The 13,859-nt window shown below is 35.6% G+C and carries 10 protein-coding genes and 2 tRNA genes; 9 read left to right on the top strand and 3 right to left on the bottom strand.

What is annotated here, in order from left to right:
• Positions 1–170 precede the first annotated feature (170 nt).
• From HNS38_RS18400 to HNS38_RS18410, 3 genes are all read right to left on the bottom strand, one after another.
• Positions 171–2,057, bottom strand: a complete 1,887-nt coding sequence (locus HNS38_RS18400; RefSeq protein WP_172280956.1) for an ABC-F family ATP-binding cassette domain-containing protein — start codon at positions 2,055–2,057, stop codon at positions 171–173.
• Positions 2,057–2,722 carry a hypothetical protein gene (locus tag HNS38_RS18405; protein ID WP_172280954.1) on the bottom strand — a complete coding sequence of 222 codons (666 nt, stop codon included), beginning with the start codon at positions 2,720–2,722 and terminating at the stop codon, positions 2,057–2,059. The genes HNS38_RS18400 and HNS38_RS18405 overlap by 1 nt, the downstream gene beginning before the upstream one ends.
• 91 nt (positions 2,723–2,813) lie before the next feature.
• Positions 2,814–6,269 (bottom strand): PEP/pyruvate-binding domain-containing protein, encoded by a 3,456-nt coding sequence (locus HNS38_RS18410; protein ID WP_172346863.1) that lies wholly within the window; start codon positions 6,267–6,269, stop codon positions 2,814–2,816.
• Positions 6,270–6,360: 91 nt separating this feature from the next.
• On the opposite strand from HNS38_RS18410, the gene HNS38_RS18415 reads away from it, so the two are divergent.
• The 9 genes from HNS38_RS18415 to HNS38_RS18455 all read left to right on the top strand — a co-directional run bounded on the left by HNS38_RS18415 (position 6,361) and on the right by HNS38_RS18455 (position 13,735).
• Positions 6,361–7,014, top strand: a complete 654-nt coding sequence (locus HNS38_RS18415; protein ID WP_172280950.1) for a response regulator transcription factor — start codon at positions 6,361–6,363, stop codon at positions 7,012–7,014.
• Between the two features lie 103 nt (positions 7,015–7,117).
• On the top strand, positions 7,118–8,977 hold the full coding sequence (locus HNS38_RS18420; protein ID WP_172346864.1) for an LTA synthase family protein: 1,860 nt from the start codon (positions 7,118–7,120) through the stop codon (positions 8,975–8,977).
• Entirely contained in the window at positions 8,970–9,851 is an 882-nt protein-coding gene (locus tag HNS38_RS18425; protein WP_172346865.1) for a diacylglycerol kinase family protein, read from the top strand. The genes HNS38_RS18420 and HNS38_RS18425 overlap by 8 nt, the downstream gene beginning before the upstream one ends.
• Before the next feature lie 2 nt (positions 9,852–9,853).
• Positions 9,854–10,204 carry a translation initiation factor gene (locus tag HNS38_RS18430; RefSeq protein ID WP_172280937.1) on the top strand — a complete coding sequence of 117 codons (351 nt, stop codon included), beginning with the start codon at positions 9,854–9,856 and terminating at the stop codon, positions 10,202–10,204.
• A 279-nt stretch (positions 10,205–10,483) separates the two neighbouring features.
• Positions 10,484–11,983, top strand: coding sequence for a DNA recombination protein RmuC (locus HNS38_RS18435; RefSeq protein ID WP_172280935.1), 1,500 nt, complete (start codon positions 10,484–10,486; stop codon positions 11,981–11,983).
• Between the two features lie 16 nt (positions 11,984–11,999).
• Positions 12,000–12,740: a dipeptidase PepE gene (gene pepE, locus HNS38_RS18440; protein WP_172280932.1), complete on the top strand. Its 741-nt coding sequence runs from the start codon at positions 12,000–12,002 to the stop codon at positions 12,738–12,740.
• A gap of 119 nt (positions 12,741–12,859) precedes the next feature.
• Positions 12,860–12,949, top strand: a tRNA-Ser gene (locus HNS38_RS18445).
• 10 nt (positions 12,950–12,959) lie between these two features.
• A tRNA-Pro gene (locus tag HNS38_RS18450) sits at positions 12,960–13,034 on the top strand.
• A 275-nt stretch (positions 13,035–13,309) separates the two neighbouring features.
• A complete protein-coding gene (locus tag HNS38_RS18455) occupies positions 13,310–13,735 on the top strand; it encodes a hypothetical protein (RefSeq protein WP_172280930.1) in 426 nt (141 codons plus the stop codon).
• Positions 13,736–13,859 lie beyond the last annotated feature (124 nt).

Genomic DNA, 13,859 nt, shown 5'->3' on the forward strand with positions numbered 1-13,859 from the left:
ATTTACAGGTTTCTAGATAAATTATAAGACAAGTACAAAGGAAAAGTAGAACAAAGTTTGCCCTGATTCAATAGCTCGATGCTTCAATGCTTTTATGAATTAATGCTTATATGAGAAAATGATTGAACATTCTACCATTCACACATGGTCACATTCTGCCATTTCTTATTTTATTCGTTAATGATCTCACTGAGCTCCAGCCAGCGAAGTTCCATTTCGTCGAGTTTTTCATCCACTTCTTGGTATTTTTTGCTGGTCTCGTTCATTTCCTCAGGACTTAAGGTGCCAGAATTGAGTGCTTCTATTAATTTGGTTTTTTCTTCTTCAACCAATGGCATTTCATCTTCAAGTTTTTCAAATTCTTTTTTGTCTTTATAGCTGACTTTAACCGAACTGGCTTTTTTCTGCTGAACAACCGGCTTTTCGGATTTTTTCTTTTTCTTTTCTTGAAGAATTTTTAGTTCTTCCAATTCTCTGAAATCAGAATAATTACCTCCAAAGTCTTTAATGTCACCTTGGCCTTTAAAGATAAAGAGGTGGTCGCAGAGTTTATCTAAGAAGTATCTATCATGGCTTACAATAATTACACAACCTGGGAAGTCGATTAAGAATTCTTCGAGTTTGCCGAGCGTGAAAATATCTAAATCATTAGTCGGCTCATCTAAAATAAGAAAGTTTGGATTACTCATCAATGTGAGGATAAGATAGAGTTTCCTTCTTTCTCCTCCACTCAAAAGTCTATAATAGCTTTGTTGTAAAGAATAGGAAAAACCAAAGTGAAATAGGAATTGAGCTGCGCCGATGGTGCTACCACCCATATCTACAGACTCTGCTATTTCTTTTACTATCTCTATAACTCGTAAATCTTCTTTTTGAGTTAATCCTTTTTGGGTGTAATATCCGAATTTAGTGGTTTCTCCAATAATAACCTCCCCAGAATCTGCTTTTAAATCCCCTGTGAGGAGGTTAAGGAATGTCGATTTTCCGGTTCCATTAGGTCCGACCAATCCAATTCTTTCTCCACGCTTGAAGATATATTCAAACTTATCTGTGATTTTCAGTTCACCAAAACTTTTTGATAAGTTTTTTGCTTCCAAAATCTTTCGACCCTGACGACTCATCTTAACTTTAAATTCAATCTTTTTTTCTTCTATTCTTTTCTTAGCTATTTTCTCTATATCGTAAAAGGAGTCTATGCGAGCTTTGCTTTTAGTAGTTCGGGCTTTAGGTTGTCTGCGCATCCAATCGAGCTCTTTTCGATATAGGTTTTTGGCCTTTTCTATTTCCATCACATCTAAAGCTTCTCGTTCTGCCTTCTTTTGAAGGAAATAGGAATAATTGCCCTGGTAAGTAAAGCTTCTTTGTTGATCGATCTCAATAATGATATCGCAAACTTCGTCTAAGAAATATCTATCGTGAGTTACAATGAGTAGACTAAGTTTGCTTTTGCTGATATGCTCCTCAAGCCACTCAATAGTTTTGATATCGAGGTGATTGGTGGGTTCGTCGAGTATGATTAAATCGGCTTCATCGATAATAACAGAGGCTAAAGCAACTTTCTTTATTTGGCCCCCTGATAACTCAGAAATGGGTTGTTTTAGATTTTTTATCTCAAACTTCTCTAAAACCTCTGTCATTCTACTATCGTAATCCCAAGCTTGCTTCTGATCCATCATGATTATGGCTTCATCGAGCTTTTTTTGATTTTGCGGAGAAGGATCTTTTTCATAAGATTTCAATTGTAGGTGATAATCGTTAATGATTTTCACATAAAGGTTATCTAAATGAAATAGTACTTCTTCAACAGTCAGATTTTTGTCGAGCTTAGGGTCTTGTCTAAGATAGGCGATTTTTAAACTTTCTCTTATAGTAAGGTTTCCATCGTCTGGAATATCTGCACCTGATAAAATATTGAGTAAAGTAGATTTACCAACCCCATTATGAGCTACGAGTGCTATTTTTTGGCCTTCTAATATGCTGAAATTTAAATCTTGGAATAGGAGTTTATCGCTATATGATTTGCTGAGGTTCTCAACGGTGAGTAGTGCTTGTGCCATTATTTTTGATTACATTTTAATAGGTGCGCTGCATTATCTTGCGCCCCCCAATTTGGAGAAAGTTCACTTCTCGGTGTGAAATTTTTAAATCTTTCATCAGCATTTTGAAAATGCTTGCATGCACTTTTTTTATTGCCTCCTATTCTTGGATCCAATTGGTCAAGAACCAATCCAATTACATAATAGGGACGTGGATTAGAGTCGTCAAGAAATCTGGCCCTATCTAATTCTTGAGTCGCTTTTCGGGCAATAATATTCGTATTGTTATTTGGCGTTCTAAATTGTTGTGCATAATATAAATAACCACGCAAACAAATAATTTTACTATTGCCAAGACCACCAAATTCAATAGTTTTATCTACCATCCTTTGTGCGGAATCTAAAAGTATTAATGTTTTCTTGGCTGCAGGTAATTTTAATGCAGCTTGAATGTAGGCATATCCAGCATGATAAAAAGGAACCCATTTGCTTTTTTCTTCCTCGGCAATATTTTGAAATTGTTGCCCTGCTTCCAGGTAGGATTGGTAATCATCGGCTGAATTTAATGAGGATATGGCTTCTGTTATTTTCTCATAATAGGAATTCGCCTGGCCATTTTTTTGTGCAAAGGCTGAGTTCATCATCAAACTTAAAATGATAACCAGAAAATAAGTCTTAGTCTTCATAAATATATTTTGCTGCAAAAGTAAGGAAACAATAATAATTTGTCTATACAATCATTGAAAGAGGGTATAGGATTATGAAATCTTTATGTTTTTAATCGTTATAGTGCATGATGGAGATTCGCTTTTTGCCATCCATTTTAATGGTTACTGGGTTTTTAAATTCAATATGTTTAAAGTATTTTGTTCTTTCAACTACCTTTTGTTTATCAAGGATTTCCCAATTGATTTTATTTGAGGAGAGTTCTTGTTGAACACTTAAATATCCTACATCTGCTGAGGTAACATTGTGAAAGAAATGCGATCCCGAGGAGCCATCCAATGGGAAGTTGGCTAAACTAGTTTCCACAATTATTTTTGCATTGCATATTTGTGGCCAGCTAACAGGGATTCCAATCCAAGGGTCGCGAGTACCCCAGCGGCCTGGACCGATGAGAACATATTGTTTATCCAGCTTCATCATTTTAGCATTTAGAGCTTCTATTTCCTTGGTCATTTTAATAGTTTCAGATTTATCAAAAGTTTCCAAGTCTACGTATATAAAATCGGTGATATGGTCTATCATTCCGTTTCCTAAGCCATTTTCGGTGTAGAGGAGCATTTTATCAAGGTCTTCCTCATCCATATTAATATTATAGTCATCAGCATTTCCAGTAAGAGGCTTTATTTGTAAGATGTATAAGCTGGTTTTATAATCCGAATCTCTGTTTAAATCTACTGCAAATTCAATCTCAACAGGGCTGCCAATGGCTTCTTGCCCAATTTGTAAGATAACCTCTAAAGCTCGAGAAAGAGGGATGTAATTATATTTCAAAATATTGGCGAAGTTGATAATTCTCGGTCCAGGTTTGAATATTCCAGGTACCACTCTATTATTATCTTGATCGAAAACACTGGCCATGTGTTTTAAAGTTCCGTGCTTTTCCGATTCGCTAATGTCTAATTTGATTAAACCCTCATCATCGCTTATCATTAAATCGAGTTCTCTTTCTTTCATGTTCACGGCATAGAAACTAGTCTGAGAGTTTTTGAACAAATCTTTTGAAGAATAATTTTCTAAATCGGGATACCTGGGTGAAAAGCGATAGGATTTCTCACCATCGACTACATATTTCCCCAATCCAACGGCAATGTTTGCGAAGCCCTCCTCTGGTTTCATATGGGCAATGGGATAATAATTATAGCTTTGAGCTACTCCACTAAAATGAGGATAGAATTTATCATCATATTGGTTTCCGACTACCTCTTGTATAACGATGGCCATCTTTTCTTCTTCAATACGATAGTTTACAGCCTCCACATATCCTCTTGCAATATCAGAGTATACTGATGCATAGACCAGTTTAATAGCATCAGTTACTTGTTTAAGTCTGATATCATCATTACTATGGTTATTGGGTAACAGGAAAGTGTCAAATATTCCTGCAAATGGCTGCATTAAGGAATCCTCAAAAAGACCACTAGAGCGGATAGCTAGAGGTTTCTTAGTTTCCTTCAAAATTTCTTTTAGTTTAATAACTAATTTGGAGGATAGTTTTCCATTGATAAAGATTTTCTTGATAACCTCATAGTCTTGTACTAATTTTAGTTTCGAATGAAGGTTGTTATTCTCCAAAAATAATTCATATTCATCAGTGCCTACCAAATAAGTAACAGGATTACAGATGTTAATCTCATCAAGAATCTGGCTAAAATCGAAATTATGGATGAGGCTGTTTAAGAAGGCTAAACCACGCCCTTTTCCTCCCAAAGAACCGTCGGTAAGTTTGATGATGTTTTTTGCATTTCCTATTTGGTTGGTTTTGTAGGGAATGATTTTACCCCTGTTTTGTTCATTTCTGAAACGCTGCATCACCTCTACTAAATATTTACGAAGTTGTTTGCTGTCTTTAAAATCATTGACTTTTGAAGGATTGATGATTCTTGCAATTTGAATCTCGCCTCGAGCCATTAACCAAAGACTAAAGTGATTTTTGGTAGCATGGTAGAGAATACTTTCATCTGGGATTGTTTTTAGATGTTGCTCAAAATCGCGTAAAGACTTAGCTACTGCTAGTTTACGACCATTCATATCTCGGAAGATAAAATCACCGAAACCTAAATAGTGAGTGATGAAATTTTTGAAATCAATAAGAAGGCTATCAGAATTTTTATCAATAAAGCTCGCCTGAAGCAAATAGGCTTCACTCATATTTTCCTTTTGAGAAGATTGAATGATTGTAGGTAAATCTTCAATATGTTTTCTAACGTATTTCACCAACTTAACTCCTGCACGATCATCTAACTCAGCATTTTTGTAAAACTTCACATCGGTGATGAGGCATAACATATAATCTTTATAATTATTAAAGATCTCGATGGCTTCCTCGTAATTGTCGGTATGAATAATTTTAGGTCTTGCTCTCAATCTTAAAACTTTATAGAGTTCATCTGTACTTACGTCTTCAATAATTCGTCGGGTTTGTTCCATAACAATGTTATAGAGCATAGGCAGATAACGGCTATAATATTTGGGGGTGTCTTCTACTAAAAGAATTACACGAGCCATTCCTTTTTGGGTATCGTTCTGAAGGTTAACTTTATCTTCTACCATTTTTATCATGGCAAAAAACACCTGCGATTCTCCATTCCAGACAAATACACTATCGAATGATTTGGGGAAATCACCTTTAAAATATGCAGCATCTCTATTATTATGCAGCAGTAGGAAGACTGGCATAAAAGAAAAGATGTCTTTAATGTCTTCACTGAGTTTGACAGGACCAAATTTATCAGTTCCCATCATGATGATCACCAAATCGTAATTTTTTTTCTGAAGTTCTTCCATGGCGTCTTCTGCCGAGGAAACTCCAGTGATTCTTGGTATACTTGTCAGGTTTAATGTACTGTATTCCCCCAATACATATTCACTAAATCGGCCTTCTTTTTCTATACTGTAAGCATCGTAAAGATTGGCGACTAAAAGAATTTCTTTAACCTTATAAGGCATGAGATCATGATAGATATCACGGGCATAATTATTCTTATTGATAAATCGCTGTAGCAGCTTTCTTGTGACTAACTTTTTTTCTTTAGGGTTTTCTTCCCTATGAAAGGAAATAAACTCATGTTCATTGTCAGGTTTCTTAGACTTGGCTTCGAGGCTATTTAGAAATCCTGTGATTTTTGAGGTGATAATACTTAAAAGATTTGTCTCTTCAGTACAGAATGGCCCTTGGTCAGCTTCCATAAATTCAGCTGTATAATATACTTCCACATAACCCAGCTTACCTTTTATGGTAGAGAATCTTTTTTGCAGTTTCCAAGGAGAAAAATTGAATTTTGGACTTTTATAATTCTCTCCATCGAAATGAATGCGTGCAACAGTGTAATCAGCATACTGCCAGAACTGAGGTAGGAGGGTCACGATTTCTTTTAAAGACTCTGCCAAAGACTTGTTCTCCTTGAGTACACCAACTATCTGATTGATACAAGATAGCTCTTTTAAATGCTTGAGTGATTTACTTTCTTTTGGGAATTTTATATCGTTATGTGATAGTTTATCTGACATAGCTTTTTAAGTTCTGTTTATGAGATAACGAATTTATGAATTCTATGTGAAATATTCTTTATATTTGCCCCGAATATTAAAAAATAAAGTTTTGATTAGAGTAGTTATCAAGGATAGTAATAAAATAATTTGTGAAGGCATTAGATCTTTACTCTCGGATGTCAACGATATTGAAATAACTGATTTCTATAATACTGCTGAAGAACTCACCCGAAGGGTGCGTTTGTCTCAGCCCAATATCATACTTTATCATTCTTATTTGTCGAATGCGGATGATGTAGCTGAGATTAAGAAAATTGCTAATGATTATTCAAAAGCACGGTTGTTGGTCTTGTCGTTAAACACTCGTGAGTCTTTTATTTTGAAGTCTATAAAAGCCGGTGCTAAAGGGTTTTTAACAAAAGACACTACGCGAGCGGAATTAGTGGAGGCTATATATACCTTGCGCAGTGGATACGATTATTATGGTAAATCCATCACCAATATTCTATTAAATTCTTATTTAAGGAAAGCCAGTGATAGTGAGAGTCCGTTGGACAAGCAGCTGAATGTATTATCTGAGCGCGAGCTGGAAGTGTTGAAGTTATTCTCTGAAAGCTATACCAATAGTGAGATTGCCGATAAACTTTTTATTAGCATTCGGACAGTGGAAAGTCATAAGAATAATATTATGCGCAAAATTAATCTTCGTACAACAGTCGATCTGGTAAAATTTGCCATCAGAAATAACATCACAGAGGTTTAATTCCCAAAGTGTTTCTTTACATTTGTAGCTTTTTATGAAAGCTCTCTTAGGATCATATCCACATATTAGAAGTCATTATATCGCTTTTCTAAAGCGGTTGTTGATGATATTATTGGTGTTAGTTCTTTCGAGAGTGAGCTTGTATGTTTTCAATTTCCAACTGTTTTCTGGATTTACTACTAGCGATATTGCATGGGCAATTTTTGTAGGCTTACGTTTCGATTTGAGTGTGTTGTTTATGCTGAGCGCCTTGTTTATTATTGGAAATACCATTCCAATGCCCTTTAGGAGCGCTAAAGTATTTCAGGCTATTATAAAGGTGCCTACCTTAATAGCCTTAACCTTGGCCATCTTTTTGAATTTGTCCGATGCTATTTATTATCGATTCACTTTAAAAAGGATGACCTTTGATATATTTTCCTATTTGTCCTCTATGGAGACATTTTGGGAAGTGGCACCTCGTTTTTTAGTAGATTTCTGGTATGCTTTTTTAATGGCGATAGTACTTTTGGTTTTCTTGGTGTTCTCTTTTAATGGAGTGCGTGTTAAAGTCAATAGAAATCCATGGAGTATCAAGACTTTTATATTGCAGACAGTGATTTTTATAGTCTCGATGGGGATTGTAATTATTGGAATTAGAGGCGGTTTTCAATTGAAACCCATAAATATAGTAGATGCCAGTTTACACGCACCTGCTCGTCTTTCTCCTGTTGTCTTAAATACTCCTTTTACTATCATTAAATCGGTAGGACAAACGGGTTTGGAATTAAAAAGTGATTTTACGGAAGTCGAATTAGAAAAAAACTACCAACCTGTTCAATCATATCCTCCTCTAGATTCGGTTCCTGAGCCTATCAAGAATGTGGTGGTTTTAATTTTAGAGAGCTTCTCCTCTGAACATATTGGTTATTTGAGTCATCAGAAAAGTTTTACCCCATTTCTGGATAGTTTGTTCGAGCATAGTTTGGTGTTTTCGGGAATTGCCAATGGAAAGAGAAGTATCGAAGGAATACCAGCCATTTTATCTGCTTTACCTACTTTGTCGGACGAGTCGTTCTTAAACAGTCCTTATGCAGGAAATCAGATTGAAGGTTTAGCTCATAGTCTGAATCATTATAACTATCAAACTGCTTTTTTTCATGGAGGAAATAATGGAACCATGAGCTTTGATGCCTATGCTAGTGCCGCTGGATTTCAAGAGTATTATGGGAAGAACGAGTATCCAAATCCAGAGGATTATGATGGGCATTGGGGAATTTGGGATGAAAAGTATCTGCAATATTTTACTGAAGAATTGACTGAATTTAAAGAACCTTTTTTAGCGGCCTTGTTTACTTTGTCTTCCCATCATCCTTATCAAATTCCGGCTGAGTATACAGGTAAATTCCCCAAGGGAAAACTGCAAATTCAACAAGCCATTGCTTATAGTGATTTTGCTTTGAAGCAGTTTTTTACATCTGCTAAAACCAAAAATTGGTATCAAAATACTTTGTTTGTGATTACTGCCGATCATACCAGCGAAGGGGCAGAGGCGGCATACCAAAATAGTTTGGGTCAATTTAGTATTCCCATAGCATTTTTTGCTCCTGGAGATACTTTAATGACTCGTCGTTCTAAAAAGAAACTCGTCCAACAAACTGATATTTATCCTTCTATATTACATTATTTAGGAATGCAGGATAGTATTATTGCTTTCGGTAATTCTATCTTTGAAGGCTCCTCTAGAATATTCGCGGTGAATTATTTTAATGGAAATCTTCAGATGATGGATGAGGAATATTTATTGCAGATGGAGGATGGAAATCCAAAATCATTATATGAATATCGTAAAGATAGTTTGTTGAAAAATAATGTATTGAATAAGAGAGATATTAATGATTTGGTCACTTTTGAGAAGGCATTCCAACAGCAATATAATAATCGAATGATTCAGAACCAAATCAGAATTAAAAATCATGAATAAACGGAGAGTATTATTTATTATTAACCCTATAAGTGGTGGACGAGATAAGTCGAAAATAGCTGATCTTATTCCTGTTTATTTGGATGGAAACTATTTTGATTTTGATATTAAATATACTGAATATATAGGTCATGGAGCCAAAATAGCAAGGAAATATCATGACAAATTTGATGTAATAGTTGCGGTAGGAGGGGATGGAACCATAAATGAAATTGCTAAAGAAATAGCTGGGACCCAAGCCGCTTTAGCAATCATTCCACAAGGTTCTGGTAATGGTTTGGCGAGGCATCTAAATTGGGAGCTAGATACTAAGAAAGCCATTTTACAAATGAATAATGCTGAAACTAGCGCGATTGATACTGCAGAATTAAATGGTCACTTTTTTGTGAGTATTGCAGGTGTTGGCTTTGATAGTTTGATAGCAGAAAAATTTGCCCATTATAAAAATAGAGGGTTTGTGGGTTATGCATCTTTGAGTATCAAAGAGTTTTTTAAATATCAGGAACAAGAATATGATTTGTTGATCGATGGACAAAAGTTCAAGAGAAAAGCTGCTATGATAAGCATTGCCAACTCCAATCAGTTTGGTTATAATACCAAGATTTCACCTTTAGCTAGTCTCTGTGATGGCTTATTGGATGTTTGTATTATTCGGAAACCTAAATTAGTGCGGGTCCCACAAGTACTGTCAAAGGTTTGGAGTGCAAAAGCCCACGAATCTAATTTAATAGAAATTATCAGAGGAAAGAAGATTCAGATTTCACCTAATGATAATGAATATGCCAATGTGGATGGTGAATCATTAAAGGTGGGGAAAAAAGTAGAGATAGTAATGAATCCCAGAAATTTGAAAATCTGGTTACCAAAAGTATAATTATGGCTAAGAAAAAGAAATTTAAGAATATAACAGGAGATGTGGTTTATTCCACTAATCAAGACTACGAATACGATTTTGGTGGAGCTGAAGAAGAAAGCATTGCGCCTAGTGAACAAGATTTAAGAGTTTGGTTGGACAAGAAACACAGAGGAGGAAAAACGGCTTCTGTGATTAAAGGGTTCATAGGTTCCGAAGATGATTTAAAAGACTTAGGCAAATTGTTAAAATCCAAATGTGGAGTAGGAGGTTCGGCCAAAGAAGGTGAGATAATCATTCAAGGAGATCATCGCGATAAAATCATGAAGATTTTGATGGATCAAGGATATAAGGCTAAAAAGGCTGGAGGTTGATGGAGTGAAGAGCATAGAGCAAAGGGTGAAAAGTAACGAGTAGTAGACTTTTTTGTATTGAGATGGTGAGTCGGGGTTTTTAATACTTGGTTCAAAGTTCAATGTTTTAAGCTTGTCCTGTGTGAATGCCTAAATAGGGTTGACCATTTTTAGTACAGCGTATGTTCATACTACTATTAAATGTGATACTTCTGTCATCCAACATCCGTCATCTGTCTTCCGCCTTTTTACATTCGTCTTCCTTTTTTTTCTTAAATTTGAAATCCTAAAACATTTAACATGATTCTGAGTTTATTGATTTCTGCAAATGCTTTATTATTGATATTATTACTCGTTTTTGTTTTTAAAAAGAGCAAAGCTCCAGAATCGAATAGCATTGGATTTCAGTCTGCTATTCATGAAAAGTTTGCTGATGCTTCTCGTGAGACTCGTGAATTGTTTTCTGAAAACAGAAAAGAAAATTCCAATAGTTTTATAGGGTTTCAAGATTCTTTGTTAAAGAGAATTAACGAGAATACCATCCTCCAAAAAGAACAGTTAAATCAGTTTTCTAAATTATTAAAAGATTTAAACGATGATTTACAGTTTTCTCAAAAGCAATTTATGGAGGAGACTAATCAAAAACAATCACAACTATTAGACTTAATGAACGATCGTTTCCAACGTTTTGAGGAGCGTTTGCAAAAAGAATCCAAAGTAAATAGAGAAGATTTTGCCTTTGGTATTAAAAATATCAATGAAGAATTGCGAGTGAGGTTTGGTGATTTGAATCAGCAACAATTAGATCAGAATAAGTTGGCTCTGGATCAGATTAAAAGCTTGAAAGAAAATGTAGATTCCAGTTTAAAGTCCATACGAGAAGACAATAGCAGTCAATTGGAAAAAATGCGTCAGACTGTTGATGAGAAATTACAATCAACTCTAGAAAAGCGGTTGGGTGAATCTTTTAAATTGGTCAGTGATAGATTGGAGCTGGTGCATAAAGGCCTTGGAGAGATGCAGACGCTTGCCAGTGGAGTAGGGGATTTAAAGAAAGTTCTTACTAATGTAAAGACAAGAGGTGTTTTGGGAGAATATCAATTGGGGAATATCCTAGAGCAGATTTTAACCAGTGAGCAATATGCGAAAAATGTACAAACCAAAAAAGGAAGCCAAGCTCATGTTGAATTTGCCATCAAATTGCCAGGTAAAACTGACGATAAAAATGTTTGGTTACCTATCGATTCTAAATTTCCAATAGAGAACTACCAATTGCTTTTAGAGGCCTATGAGGAGGGTGATAAGGATAAAATCGACTCAGTACAAAAACTTTTACTCCGAAGCATAGATGGATTTGCCAAAGACATTAGCTCAAAATACATCGATCCGCCCCATACCACAGATTTTGCCATTATGTTTTTGCCTGTGGAGAGTCTTTATGCCGAAGTACTGCGTCATGCTGGTGTATTTGAGAAATTGCAAAGAGATTATAAAATCACTATAACTGGGCCAACCACGCTTTCAGCCTTGCTAAGTAGCTTGAATATGGGATTTAGAACATTAGCGGTGCAAAAGAGAAGTAGTGAGGTTTGGGATGTATTAAAAGCCGTGAAACAGGAGTTTGGAAATTTTGCTGAGCATTTAGATAAAGTCCAAAAACATTTAAACACTGCCTCGACTTCTTTGGAGACATTAAGTAGTACGAGAACAAATGCAATAAACCGAAAATTACGGAATATTCAGACTTTAGATATGTCAAATGAACAAAATATATTAGATTTACCCAAAAATGAGAAATAACATATAAAATATAGATATGAACAGAAATTTATTACTGATCAGTAATTCCACTAATGCAGGAGAAGAATATTTAGGATGGCCACGTCCTGTGATTAAAGAATTTTTAAAAGAGGTTGAAGTAAAGAGAGTATTATTTATTCCATACGCAGGAGTAAACCTTTCTGATAAAGGATTACAAGCTTCTTTTGATGCTTATGAAGCACGAGTAAAGGCAGTTTATGCAGAATTAGGTTTTGACTTATATTCCATTCATAAAGAAGAAAATCCTGTTCAGGCAGTTGAGAATGCTGAAGCAGTTGCAGTAGGTGGAGGGAATACATTTCATTTAGTTTATATGATGCAGCAAACAGGTATTATGAAAGCTATTAAGAAACGTATTCTAGAAGGAATGCCGTACATGGGGTGGAGTGCAGGATCGAATGTTGCTTGCCCAAGTTTAAAAACTACCAACGATATGCCTATAATTGAGCCCATCTCATTTAATTGCTTAAATGTAGTTCCATTTCAGATTAATCCTCATTATTTAGATGCCCATCCTGATGGTCATGGAGGAGAAACTCGCGAACAAAGAATAAATGAGTTTACTGCAGTAAATCCTGATATGTATGTGGCTGGTTTGCGTGAAGCATGCTATTTTAGAGTGAAAGGAAATCATTTACAGCACTTTGGAGAACGAGGGTTGAGGGTATTCAAAGATGGTAAAGAAGCTAGGGAATTACAGTCAGGAGAAGACCTTCAATTTTTAATGGAAAATTAATTAATTTTTTTTCAAAAAGGTTTGGTGGGTTCGATATTTTGTCTACTTTTGCAATCGCAAAACGAGAGATACCCTTCACAAGGAATCGAAGTTCTAAAAAATATTGAATAATAATCCACGGAGAGGTGGGTGAGTGGCTGAAACCGCATGTTTGCTAAACATGTGTACGGGGAACTGTACCGGGGGTTCGAATCCCCCTCTCTCCGCCAGAAAATTATACGGGGTATAGCGTAGTCCGGTTAGCGCGCCTGCTTTGGGAGCAGGAGGTCGGGTGTTCGAATCACCCTACCCCGACATTATAAAGCTTTGAAACAATTGTTTCAAAGCTTTTTTTGTATCTAATAGTTTCGTATTTTGGGGGCCTAGTGGATTTTTGCTAGCTTGGAATATTAGGTGTTTTATCATTAATAACCCATTCTTCATTAGCGTTATTGAGGAAAGTGAGGAGTCAATAGCTTAAACAAAAACTGTGTTTTGTAATAAGTAATGTATTTCAAGGCGTTGGGTTAGGAAGTTTGAATCATCATATGCGAAAAGGAAAGAAGAAGTAAATTTAAATTATAGTAAATATGTTCAAAAAACTCGAAGAGTATAAGGTTAAAGGAAGGTTTGATTTTAAATCATCAAGTAATTTATATGAAGAATGCACAGCACCTCGTAATAGTAGTGGGATTTATCTTATCTATGCTGATGTGGTTAATGTTGAAAGATTGATTTATGTTGGGGTTTCTGGTAGAGAGGGAGCTAATTGCAAGATTATTCATCGTCAGGATGGCTTGGGTGGCCATATCGTAAATAACAAACAATTTGGTAAAAATAGAAGTATCTCTTGGCCTATTAGAATGAAAGAAGATAATATAAAATGCCTAATCATTAAGTGGTATGTTACCTCAGGTGCCAGAGATAATGATATCCCCAAGCCTATTGAAAGAGAATTATTAGAAAAGTTTGAGGCTGAATATGGGAGATTGCCCTTTTGGAATACTGAGAAATAAGAATTTTCTCTTTACAGTATCAAGGTAACCACCCCACGATAGGTCTCCAATTTACCATTGAGATCAGTGAGCTCTATCACATAGGCATAAACACCAATCGGAGCGATTTCGCCGGTGCTTTCGT

It is taken from the genome of Lentimicrobium sp. L6 (genome assembly GCF_013166655.1).
In the GTDB taxonomy this organism is placed as follows: domain Bacteria; phylum Bacteroidota; class Bacteroidia; order Bacteroidales; family UBA12170; genus UBA12170.

Coding starts and splice junctions, on each gene's coding strand:
- HNS38_RS18400 (WP_172280956.1), bottom strand. CDS start 2,057: ATGGCACAAGCACTACTCACCGTTGAGAACCTCAGCAAATCATATAGC.
- HNS38_RS18405 (WP_172280954.1), bottom strand. CDS start 2,722: ATGAAGACTAAGACTTATTTTCTGGTTATCATTTTAAGTTTGATGATG.
- HNS38_RS18410 (WP_172346863.1), bottom strand. CDS start 6,269: ATGTCAGATAAACTATCACATAACGATATAAAATTCCCAAAAGAAAGT.
- HNS38_RS18420 (WP_172346864.1), top strand. CDS start 7,118: ATGATATTATTGGTGTTAGTTCTTTCGAGAGTGAGCTTGTATGTTTTC.
- HNS38_RS18425 (WP_172346865.1), top strand. CDS start 8,970: ATGAATAAACGGAGAGTATTATTTATTATTAACCCTATAAGTGGTGGA.
- HNS38_RS18430 (WP_172280937.1), top strand. CDS start 9,854: ATGGCTAAGAAAAAGAAATTTAAGAATATAACAGGAGATGTGGTTTAT.
- HNS38_RS18435 (WP_172280935.1), top strand. CDS start 10,484: ATGATTCTGAGTTTATTGATTTCTGCAAATGCTTTATTATTGATATTA.
- pepE (WP_172280932.1), top strand. CDS start 12,000: ATGAACAGAAATTTATTACTGATCAGTAATTCCACTAATGCAGGAGAA.
- HNS38_RS18455 (WP_172280930.1), top strand. CDS start 13,310: ATGTTCAAAAAACTCGAAGAGTATAAGGTTAAAGGAAGGTTTGATTTT.